We start from the raw sequence: 25,101 nt of genomic DNA on the forward strand, positions 1-25,101 counted from the left end.
CGGCCCCCGAGGAGGGTGTGGCGGCTTTCGGCTCCTAGAGCTCCACAGAACGAGGCACATCCAGTGCCTGTTCGGCCCAGATGGTCTTGCCCGTCATGGTGTATCGAGTGCCCCATCGCCGAGTCAGCTCGGCGATCAGGAACAGACCACGGCCGCCCTCGTCACTCAGCCGGGCTCGGCGCAGGTGCGGGGCGCTGGCGCTGCCGTCCGAGACCTCGCAGGTCAAGGACCGGTCCTTGATCAGACGCAGGTGAACCGGGCCGACGCCGTAGCGGATCGCGTTCGTGACCAGTTCGCTGACCACCAACTCCGTGGTGAACGTCAGGTCTTCCAGCCCCCAGGCGGTGAGCCGGTCATCGACGAGGCGTCGCGCGTCGCTCACGACAGCGGGATCGCTGTGCAACTCCCACTCCGCGACCTGGTCCTTGGCCAGGCCCCTGGTACGGGCTATCAGCAACGCGACGTCATCGGCTGCGGGGCCGCTGTGAAGTGCGCCCAGAACGGTGTCGCACAGCGCGTCAAGCGAGGGACTCGGGCGAGCGATGGCGGCACGGAGCTCCTCCAGGCGGGCGTCCACGTCGTGCTCACGGGTTTCGATCAGGCCGTCGGTGAACAGCGCCAGCAGACTTCCCTCGGGGACGGCCAGTTCGGCCGCCTCGAACGGCAGGCTGCCGAGGCCCAGCGGCGGACCGACGGGTATGTCGACGACGGAGGACGTACCGTCCGGACGCACCAGGACAGGTGGCGGATGTCCGGCCGCGGCCAGGGAACACACCCCGGCAACCGGGTCGTACACGGCGTAGAGGCAGGTGGCTCCAGAAGCGCAGGGGTCCCTGTCATCGCACTCTCCGTCCGCCGCATGGGTCACGACGTCGTCGAGGTGGGTGAGGAGTTCCTCGGGAGGGAGCTCGATGTCGGCGAGCGTCCGTACGGCCGTGCGCAGCTGCCCCATGATGGCCGAGGCGGTGACTCCATGACCGACGACGTCTCCCACTACCAGGCCCACCCGCGATCCCGGGAGCGCGATCACATCGAACCAGTCGCCTCCGACCTGCGCCCCGCCGCCGGCCGGAAGGTAGCGCGCAGCGGTTTCCACCGCCGAATGCGATGGCGAGCCGTGCGGCAGCAGGGCACTCTGCAGCGCCACGGCAATCCCGTGTTCGCGGGTGAACCGGCGCGCGTTGTCCAGGCAGATCGCCGCGCGGGCGATCAGGTCCTCCGTGACGGCGAGGTCGTCCGGCCCGTACGGCTCACGCGTCGGTGCGTTTCGCAGGAACAGAGCAAGCCCGAGCGTTGTGCCGCGCGCGCGGATGGGCACCGCGATGGTCGAGCACATGCCCTGGCCGATGTCGTCACCGAACCACCGCGCGACCTCGGACGCGTCGTCCTCGATCAGTTGGGCGCCGCTGCCGAGCAGACACCGGGCGACGGCTGATGACGAGGGTTGGATGGGCTCACTGGACACGGCCTGCTCGCCGTCGGCCAACGGCACCACCCTGCGCAGCACCACCGACCGACGCGACGGGCCGGGCGGCGGCAGTTCGCCGTGGAAGACCTCGTCGAGCAGATGCACGCTGAGGGCGTCGGCGAAGCGCGGCATCACCACCTCGGCGACCTCGCGAGCCGTGCCGGCCAGGTCCAGGCTCATGCCGATCCGGGTCCGGGCCTCGCTCAGCAGCGCCAGCCGCTCCCGCGCGCCGTACTGCTGCGAGTAGTCGTAGGAGGACACGCCGACGGCCCGCACCCGCCCTGTCGAGTCCTTGAGAGGGAAGAAGTCCGAGACCCACGCATGCGCCTTGGCTTCACCCGGCACCTTGACGAACCGCTCGGCGGTCTCGAGCTCGCCCTTGGCGGCCACTCGCATCACCCTGCGCTCGTCGTCCGCGGTCGTCGCCTCCACCACCGATTCCGTGAGCGGCCGACCCCGCATCTCGTCCTCGTCGCGGCCTGTCAGCCGGGTCATGACCTGGTTGTGCCGCAGGACCCGGCCCTCGGTGTCGTTGATGGCGAGCGGGGCCGGGAACTGGTCGAACACCCACGCCATCAACTCGTCGTCCCCGCCTCCCTGAACCTCCACGCGACGATCCGCCACCAGCAGAAACCCAACGCGCCGCTCTCCGACCTGCAGCGGGCAGATGTCCACGTCCATGTCCAACACACGGCCGTCCCGGTGCCTGACCGCCCAGTCGGACGTGAAGAGGTCAGCCAGACCGGTACCGAGGGCCTCCTGAGAAGACCAGCCCCACAGCGCCTCCGCACCGCGGCTCCAGAGAGTCACCGTGCCGGCGGAGTCGGTGACAACGACCGTGACGGTGCCTCGGACCTCCCTGAGCAGCCGCGGGGGGAACCGGCCGGATGTCTCGGTGTCTTCCGTCATGGCGCTCTGCCTACGTCGAGACCGCATACGAAGCAGCCGACATTCATCCTCTTCCAAGCGGCCGACCAAGGCAAGGCAAAGGGGCGCTCACGTCGACGCCCCGCCCGTCTGCGGGCCCCCCCCCGACGCTTGCACTAAAGTGAGCGTCGGTTCATCATAGGCCGCGGGCCGCGTTCATGCCAGGACTCGACAGCCACCGCGCCCTCCCATATCCGCCATGCCCACGTCATCCAAGTGCCTTCTCCGCCGGGAGTCCTCCATGAATCTTCTGCTGTGGATCCTCCAGTCACTCGTCGCCGCCGTCTTCCTTGCCGTGGGCACGATGAAACTCGTGCGCAACAGAGTCCAGCTCGCCTCGGTCTTCGGCTGGGTCGGACAGGCCTCCGACACGTTCGTCAAGATCAGCGGAGTCCTGGACACATTGGTGGGCCTCGGACTAGTCCTGCCGGGAGCCACCGGCATAGCACCGGTACTCGTACCGTGTGCCGCGCTCGGCGGGCTCGCGATCATGACCGGCGGGACCGCAATCCACCTGCGCCGCTCCGAGACCTCCGACGCGGTCGGAAACCTGGTCACCATCGTTCTGCTGGCCGTGATCGTGTGGGGGCGCTTCGGGCCGTACCGGTTCTGAGCCGCCCCGCCACTGCGCATCCCACCGATCCCGGCGCTCAGCGGACGGCCGACGGGTGTCGAGCGAGGGCGGTCACCGTCACGTCCATGTACGGGAAGAGCGGCAGTCCCCACAGGATGTCGTTGAGCCGGTCGTTGTCGACGACGTCGAAGACGCTGAGGTTGGAGTACCGGCCGGCGCAACGCCACAGGTGCAGCCACTCCCCCGCACACTGCAACCGCTGCGCGTACTCCTTCTCGGCGGCGATCGTCGAGGCGCGGACCTCGGGGTCCATACCGGGCGGCAGGTTTACGGTCATCTGGACGGCGAAGAGCACGGCCGGCTCCCCTTCTACGGACGTGTCAGGTCTATGGACGTGTCAGGCCGAGGGGGCGAGGGCGAAGTCGTAGCCGGCCTCGGTGCCGCCGTCGGCAGTCGGCTTCGGTTCGAGGACGAGCTCGGCTTTGACCGCGGAGGCCACGTCGTCCCCGATGTGCTCGCCGCCCCGGAAGTACAGCTGCGTGGTGAGCGACTCGTGCCCCGGGGCGGACACCTTCAGGTGGAGGTGCGCCGGGCGCCAGGCGTGCCAGCCGGCGGCGGCGATGAGTCGGCCGCAGGAGCCGTCCGTCGGGATCTGGTAGGGGGCCGGCTGGACGGTCGTGACCGCGAAGCGGCCCTCGTCGTCGGTCGTCACACTGCCGCGCAGGTTCCACTCCGGGACACCCGGAGCGAACTGCGAGTAAAGGCCCTCGTCATCGGCCTGCCACATCTCCAGCACGGCCGCCGGGAGGGGCTCGCCCGACACGTCGGTGACCTGCCCCGTGAAGCACAGTGGGGTGCCTGGCTCGCCGGCCCGCATCGGCAGGGTGGCGACGCTGGGCAGTTCCGGGGCCGCGGGCACGTAGTACGGACCCTCGATCGTCCCCTTGCTGCCCTCGCGGGTGCTGTGAGCGACCTCCTCGACCACGTGCTCGACCCACACGTCGAGGAACAGCGGCCATTCGCCGTCCTGTCCGACGGAGATCAGCCAGGACTTCAGTGCGTCGTACTCCTGATACGTCACCTGGTGGCGGCGGATGACGTCGTGCAGAGCCGTGATGATCTCGGTGGCGAGGATGTCGACGCGGGCGGTGTCGGTGGGGGCGCTCGTGCCGATCTTGTCCGTGAGGAAGCGTTCGGTGGCCGAGGCTCCGGATGCGGCGGCGGTGGCCTTGAGGGAGGTGTCGGACATGGGGTGCGGCTCCTTCTGGTTGTCGGGGGTGGGGGTCACTGGTCCTGGCGGTAGCGACCGAGCTTGTCCTCGTCGACGGCGACGCCCAGACCGGGCAGGCCGGGGACGGCGAGGGTGCCTCCGCTGATCCGCAGCGGTGCGGTGAGCAGGTCGTCGCTCATGTCGAGGTAGTTGGACAGCTCGCCGGCACGGCGGGACGAGGCCGCGTGAGCGGCTCCGAAGGCGAGAGTGCACACGGTGCCGAGCTGCCCGTCGATCTGGTTGCCCATCACCACCTCGGCCCCCATCCCCTCGCACTGGAACAGCACGCGCTGGGACTGGGTGAAGCCGGTACGGGCGGTCTTGATACTGATGGCCGTGGCAGCGCCGTCCAGGAGGGACCGGGTGACCTCGGCGGGCGTGGTGGCGGACTCGTCCGCCACGAAGGGGACGGGGCAGTCACGCACCAGTCGGCGCCGGCCCAGGACGTCGTCGGCCGGGCACAGCTCCTCGGCCAGCGTGATACCCAGGGCGTCCAGTTCGCGTAGGGCGGCAGCGGCCTCCGAGGGGGTCCAGCCACGGTTGCCGTCGACGTACAGCTCCGCTGCGTCACCGAGGGCCTCACGTACGGCCCGGCACACATCCAGGTCGTCGCGTACGGGATGCCGGCCGACCTTGATCTTGAACACGGTGATGCCGTACGTGTCGCGCATCCGCTCGGCCTCGTCGGCCATCCGCGGCGGTGAGTCGAAGCCCAGCATGTGGCTGACGCGCATGCGGTCCGTGTAGCCGCCGAGCAGCCGACTGGCCGGCTGGCCCAGTGCCTGGCCGACGACGTCCCACAGGGCCATGTCGATGGCCGACTTCGCGGCGGGGTTGCCGACCGTTCGGTGCAGCAGGCCGTGGACCCGCTCGCGGGCCAGCACGTCCAGTCCGACGAGCTGCGGTCCGAAGACCTTCTCGATCACTCCGATCACGGATGCCTGGGTCTCGCCATAGGTGAAGGGTCGGGGCGGGGCGTCGGCCACGCCCGTCAGTCCCTCGTCGGTGTGCACGCGCACGAGGACGTGCTCGGCGGTGTGCACCGCTCCGCTCGCGAACCTCAGGGGCTTCGTGTACGGGATGGCGTAGGGGACGGTCTCGATCGCCGTGATCTTCACGGGGCACCCTCCGTGATCCGCCGGACCAGTCCTTCCGTATGCCGGGCCACACCCAGCAGCCGCCCCACCCGGTCGGGATGACCGACGAGTTGCAGGCCCAGCGGCATGCCATGGGCGTCGCGGTGCCCGGGGACGGTCACCACGGGCAGGCCGAGCAGTTGCCAGGGGCGGCTGAGCACCGGGTCGCCCGTGGCGGCCAGTCCGTGAGGCGCCGGTCCTGGGGCCGCCGGCCCCAGGACGGCGTCGGTGTTCTCCAGGAGACGGAGCATCCGCGCACGGACGACGTGCCGGACCTCCAGGGCCGCCGCGTGCTCACGCGTGGCGATGTTCCGTCCCCGGCACAGCAGTTCCCTCAGCGGGTCACTCAGGTACTCGGGCCGCTCCGCCTCGTCGGCGAGGGCGCGCGCGGCCTCGTAGGCCATGACGGTGGCGTGCGCCTGCGCGAGCCGACCTGTCAGGCCGCTGTCGCCGAGGTCGCCGATGGCCGCGCCTGCGGCGACGAGGGCGCGGCCGGTGCGCTCCAACGCGTCGAGCATCGCCCGGTCGGTGCCGACCAGACCGGTTCCCGGCCACAGCAGCACCCGTATGAACGGCGGGGTTTCGGCCTCCGTGCCGTCGACCGCCGCCACGGCTCGGGCCAGTGCGGCGACATCGGGCGCGAGCAGTCCGGGAGCGTCCAGAGTGGGGCTCAGGCCGGTGATACCCGTCGTCGGCCATGCGCCGACGGGGGCGACGTATCCGGCGACGCCGCAGTAGGAGGCGGGACGGGTCAGCGATCCTGCCGTCTGCGAACCCAGCGCAAGCGGCACCACACCGGCCGCGACGGCGGCGGCCGAGCCGCTGGAGGAGCCGCCCGGGGTGTGGTGGACGTTGTGGGGGTTACGGGTCGGACCGGGCTGGAAGTAGGCGAACTCGGTGGTGACCGTCTTGCCCAGCGGGACAGCCCCTGCCCCGCGCAGCCTGTCCACCAGCCAGGCGTCGGCCGCCGCGACCCGGCCGCGCCGCAGCGCGGAGCCGCACTCCGTGGGCAGACCGGCGACGTCGATGATGTCCTTGACGCCGAACGGCATGCCCTTCAGCGGCCCGCCCGCGGTGCGCTCGGCCGCCGCGCGTGCACCCTCGGCGTCCACACGGACCCAGGCGCGGATCTCCTCCTCGGTCTTCTCCAGCCGGTTCAGCGCCTCCTCGACGGCCGAGGCCCCCGTCATCGGGCGGTTCCCGGGAGCGTGGCCTCAAGCCGGTGGAAGGCCCGGTTGAAGTAGACGAGGCTCTGCCCGCCCGACCGGGTGCGAATCTGCTCCAGTTCCACGAACAGCACGCTGTGGGAGCCCCTCGGTACGGTCTCCTTGATGGTGCCGACGGCGGTCACCAGGGCGTCCTTGAGGACCGGCACGTCCTGGGTGTGGTCCCAGATGTCCCAGGTGAAACGTTCGGCCATGGGCACCTTCGTCGCTCCGGCGAAGTGCATCGCCAGTTCCTGGTGTTCGCCGCCCAGGACGTTCACGCACACGCGCCCGTTGGCCTGGAAGACGTCGTGCATGGCGCTGGAGCGGTTGACGCAGACCAGCAGGGTCGGTGGGGCGTCGGTCACGGAGCAGATGGCGCTGAGGGTGATACCGCAGCGGCCGTTCGGGCCGTTCGTGGTCAGGATGTTGACGGCCGCCGGGAGATGCGCCATGGCCTCCCGGAACTCGGCCTGATCGGGGGTCACGGCGGTGCCGCTCCTCTGCTGCTCGGGTCGGATCGCGTTCACCACAGCTGCACCACCAGACGCGGCGACTTCGCCCGGGAGACACAGGCGGCGATCTGGTCGCCGGCCACTTTCTCCTTGGCGGACAGGCAGTGGTCGCGGTGGTCGGGTTCGCCCTCCAGGACCCGCAGTACGCAGGTCCCGCAGATGCCCTCGCGGCAGGAGGTGTCCAGGGGCGCTCCGGCCGCCTCCAGCACCTCGGCGATGGTCTTGTCCGCCGGCACCGTGTAGACCTCGCCGGTGTCGAGTTCGACCTCGAAGCTGTCGCCTCCGGTCGATGTCGTACCCGCCTGGAACAACTCGCGGTGGACGTGGTCCTCGGGCAGCGTGCGGGTCGCGAGTGCGGCGACCTGGTCCATGAAGTCCTGGGGACCGCAGGTGTACACGTGGGCGTCGGCCGGGAGCACGGCCAGTTCCGTCGCGAGCCGGTCAGCCGTGGCCTCCCGGCCCCGGCCGAAGTGGAAGACGGCCCGGTCCGCGAAGGCGCTGGACTCGATCAGGTCGGCGAAGGCGGCCCCGGCCCGCTCCCGTGCCACATAGTGGAGCCGGAACTCCACTCCACGGGCGTGCAGTTCGTACGCCATGGCCAGGAGCGGGGTGATGCCGATCCCGGCGGCGACCAGGTGGTGCTCCCTGGCCTGCGGGACCAGCCCGAACAGCTGCCGAGGAGTGCCGACGGTCAGTTCGTCGCCGGGCTGGACCTTGTCGTGCAGGGCCTGGGAGCCGCCGCGGGAGTCCTCCTCGCGCTTGACGGCGATGGTGTAGGCACCGGCGTCGTCGGGTGGACCGCAGAGGGAGTACGGGCGGGTGATGCCGGTGGGCCCCGTCACGTCGATGTGGGCGCCCGCGGGATACGGGTCGAGGGGGGTTCCGTCGGTGCGGACCAGCCGCAGGATCTTGACGGTGCCGGCTTCCTCGACGGTCTCGGTGACGGTGACAGGGAACATCCGTCTGCCTTCGGGTTCGTGGGAGTGGTGCTGACCGCGTCGTCAGCGCATGTACAGGCCGCCGTTGGCGTCCCAGCAGGCTCCGGTGACCGTGTCCGCGTGCTCCGCGGCGAGCAGCAGGACCATGTCGGCGATGAACACCGGGCGCCCTAGCCGGCCCACCGGGATCGACGCCTCGATCTGCGCGAGGCGCTCCGGGGCGACCGATCCGCGGACCACTGGAAGGTCCTGCGGCCCCGGGGACACGGCGTTGACCGTGACTCCGTGCGGACCCAGTTCCCGGGCGAACACCTTGGTCAGCGTCGCCACTCCGCCTTTGGACGCCGCGTAGTGGGCCCCGGTCGCCGTGCCGCCGTTCTGACCGGCCAGCGAGCCGATGTTGACGATCCGTCCGTAGCCGCGCTCGGCGAAGTAGGCGCCGAAGACCTGGCAGCCGAAGAACGTGCCGTGCAGGTTGGTCCGTACGACGGCCTCGAAGCTCTCGGGGCCGATGTCCATCAGGGACTCGACCTTGGAGTGCCCGGCGTTGTTGACCAGGGCGTGTATCGCACCCCAGTGCTCGACGACCCGGTCACGCACCCGTGCGAAGGCGTCCTTGTCGCGCACGTCGAGCGCGAGACCGACGGCGTCATGCCCGGTGGGGTCCAGCGCTGCAGCCGTCCTGACCGCGCTCTGCTCGTCGAGGTCGGTCAGCGCGACCCGCCAGCCCCGGTCGTGAAAACGCTGGGCGATGCACGCCCCCAGGCCGCCGGCCGCACCGGTCACGAGCACGACGCGGTGGTGGTCGTCCTCCCAGTCCCCCCAGGGGCCGCCGGTTCCCTGCGGGCTCACAGCAGGAACCCCGACGCCGTGACCGCCTCCTCGGAGTTGACCAGTCGCACGATCTTCCGGGAGATACCGGGGCCCTCCGTGCCGAAGACGATCCGGTGGGTGACGTCCGCGGCGAGGACGAAGGTCTCCTCACGCTTGTAGCCCACCAGGACCTGCGCCGAGCAGATCTCGATCGCGTCGCCGTCGCGGCCGGTGACCACGTGCCGGGACACCGAACGGACCGTGCGTGCCGCCGCCGCGGCCGAGATGGAGAACCCACCCGTGAGGCGCTCGATGCGCATGCGGCGCATCCGGTCGTCGTCGTAGACGAGGTTGAGGGTGGCGGCGAAGTCAGTGGTGTCGCGGTCGATGGGGACGACGTACTCGCCGCCCTCCGTCCACAGGCCGTCCCACTCCTCGTAGCGGCGGGCGTCGAGCAGGTGGGCCTCTCGCCAGATCAGGGACACGGCGGCGAGGGCACGCGGGTCGTCGAACGGAAGCGCCGCGGCTTCCCCGCTGAGGGCCTCAGTTGCCATCGGTCATCATCCTCTTCCACATCGCGTAGGCCTCCCGCATGCCCGTCTCGTCGGTCGCGTGCGAGGTGGGCTGCCCCAGGTCGTTCGGCTTCTCGCGGCCCAGGCCACGGTTGACCAGGATCGCCATGCCGGCGTCTCCGGCGACGCCACGCTGGACGCGGTTCCACGCCTCGGCGTCGTCGGGGCTGCCGAAGCCGAACGGGCCCTGGAAGTGCTCGTGGATGCGCAGCCGTTCGCGGTTGACGATCTCCGGGCCGCCGTCCAGGCCGAGCGCCACGTGCCGGATCTCGGTCTCGTCGACGGAGACCGGCCGAAGGACGCGGAAGAAGGACATCGACATCGCCACGTTCGGGAACAGGTTGAGGTTGAAGCCCACACCGTGCATGGCGCGCACGATGCGCCGCACCTTGGCGGGGTCCATGTCCTTCGACAGTTCCTCGACGAGGTGACCGAAGCGGTCCTGGAGCTTCTCGGTTCCGTCGTCCTCGTCGAAGTCGACGTGGTCGGCCACGCTGATGGCCACACTGTGGCCGTTACCGAGGGAGTGGGTGATCGCGTTCTCGTCGGTCATGATCGACAGCATGTTCGCCGTCTCCGCGTCGACGGAGGCCATCCAGGAGCGGTGCACGATCGGGAAGTGGTACCAGTCGGTGGTGTTCTCCAGCTGGATCTTCCAGTTGCCCTGGAAGCGGAAGCGGTGCTCGCCCTGCACCTTGATCGGATAGCCGGCGCCCTGCTTCATGAAGCGGTCGATCCACAGCCGGGCCCCGCCGAGGAAGTCCTCCAGCGGCTCGACGTCCTCGCTGAAGCTGGCGAAGACCATCCCGGCGTACGAGCCCGCCTTGAGCCGCTGCAGCGGCAGGTCCTTCTTCTCCACGACGTCCTCGTAGCCCTCGGGGTACGGGATGCCGCGAAGGGCGCCGTCCAGGCTGTACGACCAGGCGTGGTAGGGACAGGTGAAGCCGTTGCCGTTGCCCTTGGGGGTCTCGCAGACACTGGCGCCGCGATGACGGCACCGGTTGAGCAGGACGTTGACGCCGCCGCGGCGGTCGCGGGTGACGATGACGGGACGGCGGCCCACCCAGGCGGTCTTGAAATCGCCCGCCTTCGGGATCTCGCTCTCGTGGGCCACCCACACCCAGGTGCGATGGAAGATGCGGTCCATCTCCCGTTCGAAGAGGGCCGGGTCGGTGTAGAGGCTGCCGGCGACGCGGTCGGGCTCGACGAGGGAACCGATCTCGGGGGTCATCGGGTCACCTGCGGCTCGGGCAGCGGGCGGCCGAGGCGTGCCTCGATCTTCATGTAGCGCCACAGGCCGTGCTCGCCGACCTGGACGGTGCGCAGCAGGTTGCAGGCCGCGGCGACGGTGGGCTGGTCGACGACGTCGGCGAGGACGTAGCAGGTCCACGGCCAGGAGTCGGAGGGGCCGACCATGTGCTGGTCGTCGTCGATCGTGCCGAGGACGGTGACGCCGGACAGTGTGTGGAGTTCGCCCAGCATCGTGGTGAAACCGTCCCAGACGGCCTTGCCCCGACCGGTGGGGAGGTCGAAGAAGTTCTGGTTGACGCCGATGCAGAACAGCACCCTCAGTGGCGCGTCGGACATGGGTTTCCTGCCTTTCAGAGGTAGCCGGGGAAGGGCTGGACGCCCGTGAGGACCGCGCCGGCGCCGTCGTACATGCCCTCCTGGAGGAAGGCGTGCTGCGGTACCACCGAGGCGTCCCGCAGGTAGCGCTGCATGGGGCTGCTGTCCGTGATGGCGGCAATGCCGACGAGCTGGTAGGCGGCGCGGACGACTTCGAACGAGGTCTTGGCGAGGTGGGCGGAGGCGAGCCGCAGCAGGCTGGCCTGTTCGGGGGGCACGGCGTCGCCCGCCTCGACCGTCGCCCACACATCCTCGGTGATCTCGTAGAAGAAGGCCCGGACGGAGCGGAGTTGTGCTTCCGCCTGGCCCACCGAGATGCGGTAGGTGGCCCGTTCGGCGGGCTTGGGAGCGCCGGTGTAGCCGGAGCGGCCGCCCTGGGCGATGACGAGATCGAGGGCGGCGCGGGCCACGCCGAGACCGACGACCGCGAGGACCTGGGCGGCGTAGGGGACGGTCGGGTAGCGGTACAGGGGTTCGTCGACGGTGGGCTTGCCGCCTCGGACGAACGTCCACTCCCGCGGTACGACGGCTCCGTCGACGACCAGGTCGTGGCTGCCGGTGCCGCGCAGGCCGATGACGTCCCAGTTCTCGGCGATCTTCACCTGATCGGGGCGGAGTACGGCGGTGAGGGGCCTGCCGGTCCTGTCCTCGCCCGCTCTGATGCCGACGCCGAGCACGTCCGCGCCCTTACAGCCGCTGGCGAACTTCCAGCGGCCGGTGATCCGGTAGCCGTCCTGCACGACGTGTGCCGACTGCACCGGGAAAAGGCCGCCCGCGAAGGCCACATCGGGCCCCGCCGCGTACAACTCCGCCTGGGTGTCGAGCGGAAGGGCGGCCAGGTAGACGGCGGACGAGCCGAAGCTCGCGACCCAGCCGGCCGAACCGTCCACCGTCGACACACGCTCGACGAGCCGCAGGAACTCCGCGGGCGGCAGCGCGTCCCCGCCGAAACGCTGGGGAACGCCCGCCCGGTAGATCCCGGCCTGTTTGAACTCGGCGATCACGTCCGACGGAACGTGCCGCTTCTCCTCGAACTCGGCGCGCCGCTCCGCCACGACCTCCAGCACTCTCTCGAAATTCCCCATGCGGAATTCTCCTCGCGTTGCCGGGTTTCTCTCACCGCTGCGATTTCACGTTATGCTCGCCAACCAGGCGTCAGCCATTGGAAATTGCCCTCATCGACTAGGGGAATTCCCCTACCCGCCCGGGTCAGAGGAGGTTCTTGCGCACCGCTCCGGCCTGGGCGACGAGCACGATGCGCTCGGGTCGGCCGAGGGCGCCGATGTCGCGCACGGCGTCGCCGTCCAGGACCACGAAGTCGGCTGTCTTCCCGGCCTCCAGGGAGCCGAGTTGCTCGCTCACCCCGAGCAGACGGGCCGCGTTCAGCGTCCCCGCGGTGATCGCGTCGAGCGGGTCCATGCCGAGGTCGACGAGGTGGGAGAGCTCCAGCAGATTGCGGGCGTGCGGGACGACGCCCGAGTCCGTGCCCAGTGCGACGGGCACGCCTCGGCTGATGGCATGGGCGATGTTCTCCTTGCTGATTCCGGCCCACCGGGTCTTCTTGCGGTAGTGGTATTCGGGCATGGCGGCCGGGTCGAGTTCGGTGAAAACGGTCGACAGGGTGGGGACGAGGAAGGTGCCCTGTTCCAGTGTCATGTCGCACAGTTCGTCGGTCATTCCGTAACCGTGCTCGATGCTGGCCACCTTGGCGCGCAGCGCGTTGCGGATGCCCGCGGTGCCCTGGGCGTGCACGGCCACGGGTTTGCCCCGGTGGCGTGCGGCCTCGTCGACGACCGCCCGCAGTTCCTCGACGCTCAGGCCCTCGTCGTCGGGGTCGTCGTGGGGGCTGCCCATGCCGCCGGTGGCGCAGACCTTGACGACGTCGGCGCCGGCGCGCAGCATCCTGCGGGCCGCGATCCGCGCCTCGTCGAGCGTGTCGGCGATCTCCCCGAGGTGGGGCGCGGCGTCGACCCCGCCGGGCAGCGAGCAGTCGGCGTGGCCGCCGGTGTGGCTGATGACCTTGACGGCGACCTGGAGGCGGGGGCCGGTGATCAGGCCTCGCTCGACGGCGGTGCGGTACCCGGCGGGGATGCCGCCGAGGTCGCGCAGCGACGTGACGCCGGCGTGCAGGGTGGCGCGAAGCCGTTCGGCGATCTCGAAGGTCTGCACCGTGGGATCGGCGCCCAGACTCGCGAGAAGTCCGTGTCCGGGGGTCATGCACAGGTGCGCGTGGCAGTCGAAGAATCCCGGCAGGAGGGTGCGACCGCGCAGGTCGACGGTCGTGGTCGGCACCGTCGGCGGGGCGTTGCCTGCCGGGCCGGCGTAGGCGATCAGTCCGTCGTCGTCCACGTCGAGGACGGCGTCCGGTACGGGCGCGGCTCCGGTGCCGTCGATGAGGACGGCGTGGTGGTATCGGGTGGTCATCTCGGTTCCGTTCTCGCGAGGCTGAGGGACACGGGCATGGATGTGCAGCGCCCGGGAGAATTCCGCGCGGGCACGCCGCCCTGCCCCGGTGGCGCGGGGCAGGGCGGCGGCTGAGGAAGGTCCTCAGCCGGTCATGGGCTTTCCGCTGCGGCGAGCGGCAGACGGAAGCTGAAGACCGCTCCACACGGTCGGTTCGACCCGACGTCGATCCGTCCGCCGTGCCGGGTGATGATGCGGTGGCTGAGGGCGAGGCCGATGCCGCTGCCGTTCTCCTTCGAGGTGAAGCCGCCGTCGAAGACACGCTCGTCGGGGGGCGGGCCGTGTCCCCGGTCCCGGACCGCCAGCTCGGCGGATCCGTCCTCGGCGCGCCGGGTGGTGATCTCCACCCGGCGCTCCCGCAGCGGCAGGCGCGCGGTCTCGTCCACCGCGTTGAAGGCGAGGTTCATCACGACCTGCCCGATCAGCACGTTCTCGCACAGCACCGGAAGTGGTCCGGCGGCGAGGTCGAGCGCGACCGCCACCGCGTGTTCCCTGGCCCGCAGTTCGATGAAGTACGCGCAGTCGCGCACGATCGCGTTGAGGTCGGCCAGTTGCTCGGACTGTTCCAGGCGGCCCACGTACTGCCGCAGGCTGCCCAGGATCCGCCGGGCCCGGTCGATCTGCCGAGCCGCGTTGTCCAGGCCCCAGGCGACCGACTCGTCCCGGGTGGCCAGCCGGCCCCGTGCGCCCTCGACGAAGTTGTAGGCGGCGGCTAGTGGTTGGCTCACCTCGTGGGCGATGGCCATCGCCATGTCGCCCATGGCGTTGTAGCGGGCGAGGTGGTCGAGGCGCTGGGTGTCGCGGCGGTGGCGCTCCTCGGCGAGGACGCGGTCGGTGATGTCGTAGAAGAGGAGCATCCGGCCGCGCAGGTCGCTCTCGATGTCGATGTGCTGGCAGGTGGCTGCGTACCAGAGGGGCTCGTGGCCGGGCGCGGCGAGGCGGTAGCGGCCCTCGCGGGCGGGTACGGGGCCGTCGCGGCAGTAGGCGGCGAAGTCGGCGCCGCGCAGTTCCTCGCCGAGCAGCCGGACCGCGGATTCGCTGGCGAAGACGACGTGGTCGGTGTCGTCGAGGACGACGATTCCCTCGGCGAGTTCGCTCAGGAAGGTGCGCAGCCGGTGCTCGGTGCGGAACAGGTCGCGTCGGACCGCCTTCTCCTCGGCGATGTCCCGGAACTGGACCATGATCGCCGTGCGGGCGGCCAGCTCGACCCGGATCGCGATCGCCTCGGTCAGGATCTCCTCACCGCTCTTGGAGCGGTAGCACCATTCGGTGACGCCGATGCCGTTGTCCACCGCGTTTCCGAGCCAGCGGTGGCCGAGTTCGCGGCTGTACTGGAGGGCGTTCTTGCTCATGTCCGGTGCCTTGAGGGGCCTGAGTTCGTCGACGTTCCGGCCGAGCAGGTCACAGGCGGCGCGGTTGGCCCAGAGGATCTCGAAGGTGCGGGCGTCGTGGAGCAGCACGCAGTATTTGAGGGCATCGGTCAGCTCGTGGAAGTCGTCCGGCACGAGGGCGTCCGCGGCGGTCACCGCGCCTCCAGCCGCAGGATGTCCCGGACCAGGGTGGCGATGCTGTCGGCGCCGGTCTTCTCCCGGATGCGGGCGCGGTGCACGTCGACGGTCTTGGCGCTGATGCCGAGCCGCCCGGCGATCTGCTTGTTCGACACGCCCTCGACGGACAGGGTGAGCACCTGCCGCTCCCGCACGCTGAGCGTGTCCAGCCTGGCGCGCAGCTCGCCGTGTCGTGCCGCCCGGGCGAAGCGCTCCCCGGCCGTGCGCTGCGCGGTCTGCACCACGTCGAGCAGGTGCTGCGGGTCGTAAGGCTTCTCCAGGAAGTCGAGCGCGCCGTTCTGCAGCGCGCGGACCGACATGCGGATGTCGCCATGGGCGGAGACGAACACGACGGTCAGCGGCGCCCCCGCCTCGTTCAGCAGTTCCTGGACGCCGAAGCCGCTCAGCTCGGGCATCCGGACGTCCAGGACCAGGCAGGCCGGCCTGCTGGGGTCGTAGGAGGCGAGGAAGGTCCGGGCGTCGTGGTAGCGCTCGGACCGGATACCGACCGACTCCAGGAGCCAGGCGAGGGACTCGCTCAGCTCCTCGTCGTCGTCCACGATGTAGACCAGGCACATGTCAGCCGTCCCAGTCGGCCTGCGCGGTCCAGTACTCGCTGCCGTCGGCGCTGATCCCGTGCCGCCACTCGGTCGTGCGGCGCAGGGAGGGCTCAACGCGGGAGGTCGCCGCGTCGGCGCCGTGGGGTCCGTCCTCGTCGACCGTCCAGTGGACCCAGTTGACCTCGCGGCCGGTGTGGTCGTGGGTGAAGAGGTCGACGTGGTGCCAGCCGTAGCGGTGGGTGTCGGCGTAGCAGGTCAAGAGCATCGTGCGGGCGCTCATCGCTCCTCCGGCAGAGGCGCGCTGAAGAGGCGTTCGGTGCGGAAGGCGGAGATACGGGGCCGGTCGGCGTCGAACCGGAAGGTCACGTCGAGACGCGCGACCATCACCTCCGTGCCGCCCGAGCCGTAGTGCGAGAGCTGCTGCATCCGCCAACTCCCTTGTGCAGATGCATCGTTCACATCGAAGGTGCCCGGGAACAGCAGATGGACGTTGGTCCGGAAGTGCGGGTTGGGCGGCAGGTAGTCCGACAGCATGGCGACGATGGCCGCGCGTCCCTCGGTACGACCGAACCTCTCGCCGTACGCGCTGCCGCCGCCCTCCCACACGGCGTCCTCGGTGAACAGCTCCCCCAGCTCGCCCTCCGCGCTCGCGGGCACGTCGCACAGGGCGAGGTAACGAGTCAGGGTGGCGACCACGTCGGCGGTCATGACGCGGCCGCCTTCAGCCGCTCGGCGCGACGCTGCGCCTGACGTTCCGGATCGGATACCGGAGCGGCGAGCAACAGCCGCTTGGTGTAGGCGTGTTCGGGATGTTCGGTGACCTGCGCGGCGTCGCCCGTCTCCACGATGTCGCCGCGGTAGAGCACGGCCACGCGGTGGCTGATGTGCCGTACGACGGACAGGTCGTGGGTGACGAAGAGGTAGGCCACGCCCGTCGCCTCCTGGATCTCGACGAACAGGTCCAGCACCCGGGCCTGGGTGGTCAGGTCGAGGGCGCTGACCGGCTCGTCGCAGACGATCAGCCTGGGGTCGCGGCACAGGGCGCGGGCGATGGCGATGCGCTGGCGCTGGCCGCCGGAGAACTCGCGGGGCAGCCGGCGGGCCGCGTCCTGCGGGAGGTGGACATGGCCGAGCAGCTTCTGCACCCGGCGCTCCGCCTCGGCACGGGCGACCCCGGTCACCAGGAGCGGTTCCGTGAGGATGTCCATGACCGTCAGGGCCGGGTTCAGCGAGGTGTAGGGGTCCTGGAAGACGACCTGGATGTCCTTGCTCAGGGCCCGCCGTTCCCGTCTGCCGAGCCCGGAGACCGGACGGCCCTCAAAGCGGATCTCGCCGCCCGTGACCGGGGCGAGTCCGAGGACGGCCCGGCCCAGGGTGGTCTTGCCGGAGCCCGACTCGCCGACCAGGCCGAGCGTCTCGCCGGGCGCGACGGACAGGGAGACGCCGTGCAGGACACGGAAGGGCTCTTTACCGCGGCCCTTCGCGGGGTACTCCACGACGACGTCGTCGAGCTCCAGCAGCAAAGACGTCATGACGTCACCTCTTTCACGGGTTCGGCGGGAGTGACCAGCGGTCCACGTGCGGGTCCGCCTTCGAGAGTCGAGTCGAGGAGCATCCGGGTGTACTCGTGCGCGGGGCCGGCGAAGATCCGCGCGGCCGGCGCGGCCTCCACGATGCGGCCCCGCTGCATCACCGCGACCCGGTCGCAGATGTCGGCGACGACACCGAAGTCGTGGGTCACCAGGATCATCCCCATCCCCCGCTCCCGCTGGAGCGAGCGCATCAGGTCGAGCACCTCGGCCTGGACGGTCACGTCGAGGGCCGTGGTCGGTTCGTCGGCGATCAGCAGCCGGGGGTCGCAGGAGACGGCGCCGGCGATGAGGACGCGCTGGGCCATGCCGCCGGATATCTGGTGCGGGTAGGACCTGAACACCCGCTCCGGATCCGCAATGCCCACCCGGGCCAACAGTTCGAGCGCCTTGGTCCGGGCCTCCGTCCGGGACAGCCGCAAGTGCTTGCGCATGGGTTCCGCCAGTTGGAAGCCGATGCGGAAGCAGGGGTCCAGGTTGGACATGGGCTCCTGCGGGATGTACCCGATGCCACGCCCGCGCAGGGCGTTGAGGTCGGCGAGGTCCAGGCCGAGCAGGTCCTTGCCGTCGAAGGAGAGTTGATCGGCCGTCACCTCCGCCTGGTCGGGAAGCAGTCCGAGCACGGAGAACGCGGTCTGGCTCTTGCCCGAGCCGGACTCCCCGACCAGACCGAGGACTTCACCCCGTGCCACGATCAGGTCCACGCCGTCGACGACCGTCTTCTCCCCGTACGCGACGCACAGCCCCGACACGGTCAACAAGCGGTCGGCGGGCAGGTCGGCGACCGGAGCGCCGGCCGCCTTGGCACGATGCCGGCGCCTCTTGGCCACGACGGGTTCGGCGACTCCCAGCGCGTCCCGGACCGCGTTGCCGAGCAGGCTGGACGACAGGATGGTCAGGCCCATGGCGAGGCCGGGCCAGACCAGCAGCATGGGCTCGTTGTAGACGTTGGTGAAGGCGTCGTTGAGCATCGCGCCCCAGCTGGGCTGGGACGCCTTGCCCAGGCCGAGGAAGGCGAGACCGGCCTGGATGCCGATGGCCAGGGCGAACACCTGGGTCGCCTGGATGACGGACGGCGCGATCACCACGGGCAGGATGTGCCGGCGCATGATGCGCGCGTCACCGAGACCGGCGACCCGGGCGGCGTCGACGTAGAGCTCCTCGCGGACCGCGAGCACGGAGGCGCGGATGAGACGGAAGACCATCGGCGCCATGATCACCCCGAGCACGATCATGGCGACGTTGAGATCCTGCGAGACGGCCGCCATGACCACGAGCATCACGATGATCGCGGGCACGGCCATGATGATGTTGACGATCCAGCCGGCCACGGCGTCGAACCAGCCCCGGTAGAAGCCGCTGACCAGGCCGAGCGGTGCGCCGACCGCGAAGGCCACGAGGACGGCGATGGTGCCGCCGACCAGGCTGGTGCGGCCGCCGTAGAGCAGGCGGGCCAGGACGTCGCGGCCGACGCCGTCGCCGCCGAGAGGGTGGCTGCCTGACATGGGTGCCAGCGTGTCGGCCAAGACACTGCGGGCCGGGTCGTGGCTGGTGAGCAGGGGCGCGGCAAGGCTCCCTGCGATCACCAGGCCCAGGACGGCCAGACAGACGACGGCGACCGGGTCGCGCAGGGTGCGGCGCAGCAGACGGTCCCGCTGCGCCGGGGCCGTGGAGGGCTCGACGGTGGTCATGAGATACGTACCTTCGGGTTGAGCCAGCCGTAGGCGATGTCCAGCAGCAGGTTGACGGCGACGACGATCACGACGGTGACCACGACCGTGCCGAGCAGCACGGGGGCGTCGCCGCGGACGGCGGCCGAGTTGGCGAGGGTGCCGATGCCCGGCAGGCCGAACACCTTCTCCACCACGACGGCGCCGCCGATCAGGCCGATGAACTGCAGCGCGAGCACGGTCAGGGCGGGCGGTGCCGCGTTGCGCAGGGCGTGCCGGAACACCACGCTGCGGGTGGTCAGGCCCCGGGCCCGCAGGGTGCGGACGAAGTCGGCCCGCAGGACGTCGATCAGGGCGCCGCGCACCTGCATGGCGGTGGCCGCGGTGGCGGCGACCGCCAGGGACAGGGCGGGCAGGGTGATGGAGCGCAGCCAGTCGCCGGGCGAGTCACCGAGGGCGACATAGCCGGTGGCCGGCAGCCAGCCCAGTTGCACGGCCAGGGTGACGGCCAGGACCAGGGCGATCAGGAAGCTCGGCACCGCGGTGCCGAGCACCGCGGCGAACTGCACCACGCGGTCCACCCAGCCACCGCGCAGGGCCGCCGCGGTGCCCAGCGTCACGCTGAGCACCGCCGCGACGAGCATTCCGGCGAGCACGATGGAGAGGGTCACCGGCAAGGTGTCCGTCAAGGACTGGTTCACCGGCTCACCGGTGAACCACGAACTGCCCAGGTTGCCCTGCAGGGCGTGTTCGGCCCAGTGCCAGTAGCGCTCCACCAGGGGCTGGTCGAGGCCGAGTTCGTGTCTCTTGGCGGTCACCGCCGACTGCGTGGCTGTCTCACCCAGGATGTTGCGGGCGACGTCGGTGCCCGTGAGGCTGAGCAGCAGGAACGTCGTGGTGGCCACGACGACCACCAGGACGGCGCCGGCGGCGAGGCGCCGGAACAGGAAGGCAAGCACGGTCGGTTCCCTCCTTGCGTGCGTCGGATCTCGGCGGGGCTAGTTGCCGGCCGGCTCGTAGTTGTAGATCGGCGGGTACTGGGAGCCGGGCTGAGGTGTCACCTTGACGTCCTTCGCGGTCGCGTACGCGTTGGCGATGACATCCCAGGGGGCGTTCCAGGCCTGGTCGACCACGTAGGTGTTGAGCTGTGACATCAGCGAGGTCCGCGCTGCGCCGGTGGCCGTCCCGATGCGGTCGATGAGGTCGCCGGCCTTGGGATCGTCGTACTTGAGCGGGTTCCAGGTCGACTTCTTCGTCAGCTCCAGCTGCACCTTGTCCCATGAGGTGGGTGCGCCCAGCTTGAAGTACGACATCGCGTACTTGCCGGCGAGCATGGCGCTGAAGATCTGGTCGGTGGGCAGGGTGTCCTGCTTCACCTTGATGCCGATGTCCTCGAGGGACTGGGTCAGGGCGGCCTGTTCCTGCGGGAAGTTCGCGGAGAGGTCCGGGACGGTGACGGAGAAGCCGTTCGGATATCCCGCCTCCGCCAGCAGCTTCTTGGCCTTCGCCGGGTCGTAGGAGTACGTGTCGTCCAGTGCGGCCTGGTAGCCGTCCTCGCCCTTGGCGAACAACTGGGTGGTGGGCGTGCCCAGGCCGGTCTTGGCCGACTTGATGATGGCGTTCTTGTCGAAGGCGTAGTTGAGGGCCTGGCGGACCTTCACCTTGCCGAGGGCGGGCACGATCTTGCCGGCCCGGTCCCAGATGTAGAGGCCCTCGATGTCGCCGGGCTGGTAGGTGACGACGTTCAGTCCCCGGCCCTTGACGGTCTTCACCCGGTTGAGGCTGAGGGTGGCGCCGTCGAGCTGGCCGGACAGCAGCGCGTTGGTACGGGCGGCCGGGTCGGACAGGAACTTGATGACGATCTTTTCGTAGGGGAACGCCTTGGTGTTCCAGTAGCCGGCGTTGCGCGTGTAGGTGTATGTCTGGCCGGCGGTGGTGGCCGAGGTGTCCAGCTGGTACGGACCGGAGCCGACCGGTGTCTTGGGGTTGTCCAGGGCCTTGGGGCTGGCGATCATGCCGGAGACCTGGCCGAGCGCGGGCAGCAGCGAGGCGCTGGGATGGCTCAGCCTTACCGCCACGGTGTGGGAGTCGACGACGTCGACACCCGTGATGTCCTGGATCTCGCTCGCCGCGCTGGCCGTACCGCTCTTGGTGTGCAGCAGGCTCTTGGCGACCGCGTCCGCGTCGACGGCGGTACCGTCGGTGAACTTCACGCCCTGGCGAAGCTTCAGGGTCAGGGTGGTCTGGGCCTTGTCGTACGACCACGACGTGGCCAGGTTGGGGGTCGGGTTCCCCTTGGTGTCCAGCCGGATCAGCGTGTCGTAGACCGGCTGGTAGTACTGGGCCTCGGGGCCCATGCTGGCCCGGGCCAGGTCCCACGGCGTGGCCGTGACGGACTCGGCGAGGGTGAGGGTCTTGTCCCCGCCCGACGCCTGGGTGCCGCCGCCACAGGCCGCGACGGTCGCTGTCAGGATTCCGGCACCGACGATGGCCGCTGTCTTGCGCATGTTCTCTCCAGGTGTCTCATTGTCCTCGGCTCCTTCTCGTCCCCCGTGTCGTCCCGCTTGTGGCCGCCGACGGCCCGCGTAACTCGTTCATGACCCGGCCTGCTCCGCGGCCCACTCGCCGCACAGCCGTACGCTCTCCTGCGGGGTCGGCCGCGCGCCCCGGTCGACCTCGATGATCAGCCAGCCGTCGAAGTCGTCCGGCAGGGCGGCGACGAAGCCGTCGATGTCGGCATTTCCGTGGCCCGGCTCCGACCACAGTCCCGCCAGCACCGTCCTGCGGTAGTCCCAGCCCGCTTCCCGCGCCCGTGCGGCAAGGCCCAGGTCGAGGTCCTTGATGTGGACGCTCGCCACCCGGTCCGCGTAGTCGCGCACGAGCTTTGCGGGGTCCGCGCCGGCCCAGGCCAGATGGCCCATGTCCGGTCCGAAGCCGAGCAGGGACGCGTCGACGGTGTCCAGGATGAAGCGGGTCTCCGGCTCGGTCTCGGCCCAGGTACCCACATGCGGGTGGAAAGCCGGGGTGATGCCTTCGGCGCGGATGATCCCGGCGATCTCGGCGAGCAGGTCCCGTACGCGTTCCAGGCGGCCCTGCTCGGCGAGGTGGCCGACGGCGGGGCGGGCCACGCGCTCGGCGTCCTTCGCCATCCCCATGGCGAGGAAGACGGTCGGCACGCCGAGTTCCGCGTGCTGTGCCGCGACGCGAGCGGCCGTGTCCCGGAAGGTCTGCCGCTCGGCGGCGTCCTCGGTGAGCCGGACGGGGATGTATCCGGGTGCGGGGCTGATGCCGTGCTCGGCCAGCCTTTCGACGTAGTCCTTGGGGGGCATGTCCCCGGGGACGGCGCTGTGCAGGGCTGTGATGCCCGCGTCACGGATGACCACGAGCTGCTCCTGCAGTGTCGGGGCCAGGCTGGGGTCGATCCAGCCGTCCGCGCTCGCCACCCACTGCAGAGGGTTGATGGCGAGACGGTCCTGCCTGATCTTCATGGTGTGAGGTCCTCTCGGTGGGCGGAGCGGGGGGCGGGACGTTCGCAGGTGCTCGCCAGGGTGACGAAACGGTTCTCTTGCTGGGAGGTCTCGAAGCTCGCAAGGACGTCCAGGACGTGGAAGGCGAACTGCGCGTTGGCGCGGTGCGGCCCACCGCCGATCGCGCGGGCCAGGTCCCGCACGCCCAGCCCTCGGCGGTGCTGCTCGGTGCTGTTCACCGCGCCGAAGAGTTCGGTGACCGGCGTGAGCACCCGCCAGTCGATGTCGTCGTGCCGTTTGAGGCGTACGTCGCCGTCGAAGAAGTTGGGATTGGGCAGAGCCAGAGTTCCCGCCGTCCCGTAGATCTCGATGCGCGGGAGTTCGGTGTCCCAGACGTCGAAGCTCATCAGGGTGGTGGTGATCACGCCGGAGGCGAAGGTCAGGGTCGCCGAGGCGTGGGTGGCGACCTGGACCGTGACCTCGTCCACGACCCGCTCGGGGCTGGTGACCGTGCGGACCGGCGCCCCGACCCGGGTGGCCGCCGCGACCTGGGCGACCGGGCCGAGGCAGTTGACGAGCGCGGCCAGATAGTAGGGGCCCATGTCGAGGACGGGGCCCCCGCCGGGGCCGTAGAAGGCGCGCGGGTCGGGGTGCCAGGTCTCGGCGCGGCTGGAGCGCACGAACGCGGTGGCACCGACGGGCTCGCCGATCAGTCCGGTGTCGATCGCGTGCCGGGCCGTCTGCACGGCGCTGCCGAGGAAAGTGTCAGGGGCCGACCCCAGCAGCGCCGTGGTGCCCGCGGCGGCACCGAGGACCTCGCGGGCCTCGGCCACCGTCGCCGCGAGCGGCTTCTCGACGTAGACGTGCTTGCCGGCCTCCAGCGCGGCGATGACGGTCTTGGCGTGGAACTGCGGCGGGGTGATGTTGACGACGATCTCCACGGAGTCGTCGTCGAGGAGCTGGTCGCCATCGCCCCAGGCAGGGATCCCGTACTCGTCCGCGGCCCGCCGGGCACGGTCTTCGTCGACATCGGCCACACGCACCACTTCGAGCTCGGGAAAGGTGCGCAGACCCTCGATGTAACGGCCGAAGATGTTGCCGGCCCCCAGGATCCCGATGCGATGCCGTGCTGCTTGCTGAACCATGAATCTCCCGCAATCCCCGATGGTTTGACGAAGTCTCAGGCGGTGATCAGAGGCCGCGGCGACCGCCTGCAGCACGGATCGCAGCGGTGCACACAGCGCCGGTCGTTCCGGCGCCGAAGACCGCCGCCCGGTTCGAGTGGTTCGCCGCCGCACCCCGACGTCCCGTACTTGTCCGCGGCCTGAACGCCGCGTTGCGCATCACCATCGTTTAGTTCGCGTGCTGCACACAAGAGGGGATATTTAATTTTTTTAGGGGCCTAAATTCAGTCAAAAATCAGGATGGGCTGTCCGGTTGATCCTCTAGATCCTGAAGGCGGATCTCATCATTGACGAGCACAATGGCGGCCCATTAAGTTCACGTGAATGCATAAAGATGACGGTCACAGTGAGGCCGAAGTGGGATCCACTACCGTTCCTCAGGCTCTGCGGCGGGTACTGGACCTCGTCGTCTCCGGAGCGGCGACCAACCGCGCGGAGATCGCCCGACGCAGCGGTCTGGCCCGCTCCACGGTGGGTCAGCAGGTCGATCAGCTCGTCGGCACCGGCATCCTCGATGAGGTCGAGTCGAGGAGTTCGGTCCGCGGCCGCCCTCCGCGCGTGCTCACCATCAGCCCGCAGGCGGGGACCGTGATCGTCGCCGACGTCGACACCTCGACCACACGTATCGGCATAGCGGACCTGACCCGACGGGTGATCGCACAGGAGAGCGTGGACGTCTGGATCGGCGCGGGTCCGCAAGCCGTGCTGGACGCAGTGACCGAACGGCTGCGGAGGCTGTTGGAGGAACATCACCGTGATCCCGGCCGCGTACAGCAGGTCGTCGTGGGCCTGCCGGGACCCGTCGACTTCGAGCAGGGCTGCGCGGTGCAGCCGACCGGCATGCCGGGCTGGGACGGCTACCCCGTGGCCGAGTACATGCGGGAGCGCTTTCAGGCCCCTGTCATCGTGGACAACGACGTCAATCTCATGGCCCTGGGCGAATCCGAGCAGGGGGCGATGGAAACGCCGCTGCTCTGCATCAAGATCGCGAGTGGTATCGGCTCGGGTCTGATCACTGCAGGCGGGCAGGTGTACCGCGGGGCCGACGGCGCCGCCGGCGACATCGGGCACATCAGGGCGGTCGGCGGGGGCACCGCGCTCTGCGCCTGCGGCAACGTCGGCTGTGTCGGCGCGTTGGCCTCCCACAAGGCAGTACTGCGCAGCCTCGGTATCCCGGAGTCCACCGACGAGGACCCGCTGCACGGCGCGCGGGAGCTCGCCCGGCGTATCGCCGACAGCGACCCGACCGCACTCCACGCCGTGCGTCAGGCCGCCACCGAGATCGGCGAGATCGTGGCCATGCTGGTCCACATGTTCAATCCGCGCACGGTCGTGCTAGCCGGCCCGCTCAGCGAACTCCGCGACGACCTGGTCTCCGCCGTACGGGCCGCGGTGTACCAGCGCGCCCTGCCGCTGGCCACCCGGAAGCTGACCATCACCGCCAGCCGTCTCAGGGGCAGCGCGGGCGTGCACGGCGGAATCGCGCTCGCCACGCAGGAGGTGTTCAGCCCCGCGGGCATCGCGGAGCTGCTGGCCGGGTCGTCGATCAGGTGATCCCGTCGGGGGGACACAGCCGT

General features: G+C 70.1%; 25 protein-coding genes. 2 read left to right on the forward strand and 23 right to left on the reverse strand.

Translation table 11 applies throughout. From position 1 onward, the window contains the following. Positions 1 to 34 precede the first annotated feature (34 nt). Entirely contained in the window at positions 35 to 2,377 is a 2,343-nt protein-coding gene (locus IEZ11_RS42165) for an ATP-binding SpoIIE family protein phosphatase (protein ID WP_189268363.1), read from the reverse strand. Between the two features lie 259 nt (positions 2,378 to 2,636). Here IEZ11_RS42165 and IEZ11_RS42170 point away from each other — a divergent pair, with 259 nt between their 5' ends. Further along, complete coding sequence (locus IEZ11_RS42170; protein ID WP_189268364.1) at positions 2,637 to 3,008, forward strand: DoxX family protein; 372 nt, start codon at positions 2,637 to 2,639, stop codon at positions 3,006 to 3,008. A 37-nt stretch (positions 3,009 to 3,045) separates the two neighbouring features. On the opposite strand, the gene catC is transcribed toward IEZ11_RS42170, so the two are convergent. From catC to IEZ11_RS42280, 22 genes are all read right to left on the reverse strand, one after another. After that, a complete protein-coding gene (gene catC, locus IEZ11_RS42175) occupies positions 3,046 to 3,324 on the reverse strand; it encodes a muconolactone Delta-isomerase (protein WP_189268365.1) in 279 nt (92 codons plus the stop codon). A gap of 42 nt (positions 3,325 to 3,366) precedes the next feature. Then, positions 3,367 to 4,218 (reverse strand): catechol 1,2-dioxygenase, encoded by an 852-nt coding sequence (catA, locus tag IEZ11_RS42180; RefSeq protein WP_189268366.1) that lies wholly within the window; start codon positions 4,216 to 4,218, stop codon positions 3,367 to 3,369. Positions 4,219 to 4,253: 35 nt separating this feature from the next. Next, positions 4,254 to 5,357, reverse strand: coding sequence for a mandelate racemase/muconate lactonizing enzyme family protein (locus tag IEZ11_RS42185; RefSeq protein WP_189268367.1), 1,104 nt, complete (start codon positions 5,355 to 5,357; stop codon positions 4,254 to 4,256). Beyond that, on the reverse strand, positions 5,354 to 6,565 hold the full coding sequence (locus IEZ11_RS42190; RefSeq protein ID WP_189268368.1) for an amidase: 1,212 nt from the start codon (positions 6,563 to 6,565) through the stop codon (positions 5,354 to 5,356). The genes IEZ11_RS42185 and IEZ11_RS42190 overlap by 4 nt, the downstream gene beginning before the upstream one ends. Beyond that, a complete protein-coding gene (locus IEZ11_RS42195) occupies positions 6,562 to 7,068 on the reverse strand; it encodes a flavin reductase (RefSeq protein ID WP_229713693.1) in 507 nt (168 codons plus the stop codon). The genes IEZ11_RS42190 and IEZ11_RS42195 overlap by 4 nt, the downstream gene beginning before the upstream one ends. Before the next feature lie 38 nt (positions 7,069 to 7,106). Beyond that, positions 7,107 to 8,054, reverse strand: coding sequence for a PDR/VanB family oxidoreductase (locus IEZ11_RS42200; RefSeq protein ID WP_189268369.1), 948 nt, complete (start codon positions 8,052 to 8,054; stop codon positions 7,107 to 7,109). A 42-nt stretch (positions 8,055 to 8,096) separates the two neighbouring features. Beyond that, positions 8,097 to 8,885: an SDR family NAD(P)-dependent oxidoreductase gene (locus IEZ11_RS42205; RefSeq protein WP_189268370.1), complete on the reverse strand. Its 789-nt coding sequence runs from the start codon at positions 8,883 to 8,885 to the stop codon at positions 8,097 to 8,099. After that, entirely contained in the window at positions 8,882 to 9,400 is a 519-nt protein-coding gene (locus IEZ11_RS42210; RefSeq protein ID WP_189268371.1) for an aromatic-ring-hydroxylating dioxygenase subunit beta, read from the reverse strand. Before IEZ11_RS42210 ends, IEZ11_RS42205 begins: the two co-directional genes overlap by 4 nt. Then, positions 9,390 to 10,649: an aromatic ring-hydroxylating oxygenase subunit alpha gene (locus tag IEZ11_RS42215; RefSeq protein WP_189268372.1), complete on the reverse strand. Its 1,260-nt coding sequence runs from the start codon at positions 10,647 to 10,649 to the stop codon at positions 9,390 to 9,392. Before IEZ11_RS42215 ends, IEZ11_RS42210 begins: the two co-directional genes overlap by 11 nt. Further along, entirely contained in the window at positions 10,646 to 11,005 is a 360-nt protein-coding gene (locus IEZ11_RS42220) for a hypothetical protein (protein ID WP_189268373.1), read from the reverse strand. The genes IEZ11_RS42215 and IEZ11_RS42220 overlap by 4 nt, the downstream gene beginning before the upstream one ends. Before the next feature lie 14 nt (positions 11,006 to 11,019). After that, entirely contained in the window at positions 11,020 to 12,129 is a 1,110-nt protein-coding gene (locus IEZ11_RS42225) for an acyl-CoA dehydrogenase family protein (RefSeq protein ID WP_189268374.1), read from the reverse strand. Between the two features lie 124 nt (positions 12,130 to 12,253). Then, positions 12,254 to 13,468, reverse strand: coding sequence for a metal-dependent hydrolase family protein (locus IEZ11_RS42230; RefSeq protein WP_189268375.1), 1,215 nt, complete (start codon positions 13,466 to 13,468; stop codon positions 12,254 to 12,256). Between the two features lie 131 nt (positions 13,469 to 13,599). Beyond that, positions 13,600 to 15,033: an ATP-binding protein gene (locus IEZ11_RS42235; RefSeq protein WP_189268376.1), complete on the reverse strand. Its 1,434-nt coding sequence runs from the start codon at positions 15,031 to 15,033 to the stop codon at positions 13,600 to 13,602. Continuing rightward, positions 15,030 to 15,632, reverse strand: a complete 603-nt coding sequence (locus tag IEZ11_RS42240) for a response regulator transcription factor (RefSeq protein ID WP_189268377.1) — start codon at positions 15,630 to 15,632, stop codon at positions 15,030 to 15,032. The genes IEZ11_RS42235 and IEZ11_RS42240 overlap by 4 nt, the downstream gene beginning before the upstream one ends. Position 15,633: 1 nt before the next feature. Then, positions 15,634 to 15,894, reverse strand: a complete 261-nt coding sequence (locus IEZ11_RS42245; RefSeq protein WP_189268378.1) for a hypothetical protein — start codon at positions 15,892 to 15,894, stop codon at positions 15,634 to 15,636. After that, complete coding sequence (locus IEZ11_RS42250) at positions 15,891 to 16,322, reverse strand: nuclear transport factor 2 family protein (protein ID WP_189268379.1); 432 nt, start codon at positions 16,320 to 16,322, stop codon at positions 15,891 to 15,893. Before IEZ11_RS42250 ends, IEZ11_RS42245 begins: the two co-directional genes overlap by 4 nt. Continuing rightward, positions 16,319 to 17,146 (reverse strand): ATP-binding cassette domain-containing protein, encoded by an 828-nt coding sequence (locus tag IEZ11_RS42255; RefSeq protein WP_189268380.1) that lies wholly within the window; start codon positions 17,144 to 17,146, stop codon positions 16,319 to 16,321. The genes IEZ11_RS42250 and IEZ11_RS42255 overlap by 4 nt, the downstream gene beginning before the upstream one ends. Beyond that, on the reverse strand, positions 17,143 to 18,894 hold the full coding sequence (locus IEZ11_RS42260; RefSeq protein WP_189268381.1) for a dipeptide/oligopeptide/nickel ABC transporter permease/ATP-binding protein: 1,752 nt from the start codon (positions 18,892 to 18,894) through the stop codon (positions 17,143 to 17,145). Before IEZ11_RS42260 ends, IEZ11_RS42255 begins: the two co-directional genes overlap by 4 nt. Continuing rightward, positions 18,891 to 19,832: an ABC transporter permease gene (locus tag IEZ11_RS42265; protein WP_189268382.1), complete on the reverse strand. Its 942-nt coding sequence runs from the start codon at positions 19,830 to 19,832 to the stop codon at positions 18,891 to 18,893. Before IEZ11_RS42265 ends, IEZ11_RS42260 begins: the two co-directional genes overlap by 4 nt. 39 nt (positions 19,833 to 19,871) lie before the next feature. Further along, positions 19,872 to 21,380 carry an ABC transporter substrate-binding protein gene (locus IEZ11_RS42270; RefSeq protein WP_189268383.1) on the reverse strand — a complete coding sequence of 503 codons (1,509 nt, stop codon included), beginning with the start codon at positions 21,378 to 21,380 and terminating at the stop codon, positions 19,872 to 19,874. Positions 21,381 to 21,467: 87 nt separating this feature from the next. After that, a complete protein-coding gene (locus tag IEZ11_RS42275; RefSeq protein WP_189268384.1) occupies positions 21,468 to 22,361 on the reverse strand; it encodes a sugar phosphate isomerase/epimerase family protein in 894 nt (297 codons plus the stop codon). Continuing rightward, entirely contained in the window at positions 22,358 to 23,485 is a 1,128-nt protein-coding gene (locus IEZ11_RS42280; RefSeq protein WP_189268385.1) for a Gfo/Idh/MocA family protein, read from the reverse strand. The genes IEZ11_RS42275 and IEZ11_RS42280 overlap by 4 nt, the downstream gene beginning before the upstream one ends. A 396-nt stretch (positions 23,486 to 23,881) precedes the next feature. Here IEZ11_RS42280 and IEZ11_RS42285 point away from each other — a divergent pair, with 396 nt between their 5' ends. Further along, the gene (locus IEZ11_RS42285) at positions 23,882 to 25,078 is read left to right on the forward strand and encodes an ROK family transcriptional regulator (RefSeq protein WP_229713694.1); all 1,197 of its coding nucleotides are present in this window, start codon (positions 23,882 to 23,884) and stop codon (positions 25,076 to 25,078) included. Positions 25,079 to 25,101: the final 23 nt, after the last annotated feature.

It is taken from the genome of Streptomyces fuscichromogenes (assembly GCF_014645815.1).
In the GTDB taxonomy this organism is placed as follows: Bacteria; Actinomycetota; Actinomycetes; order Streptomycetales; family Streptomycetaceae; genus Streptomyces; species Streptomyces fuscichromogenes.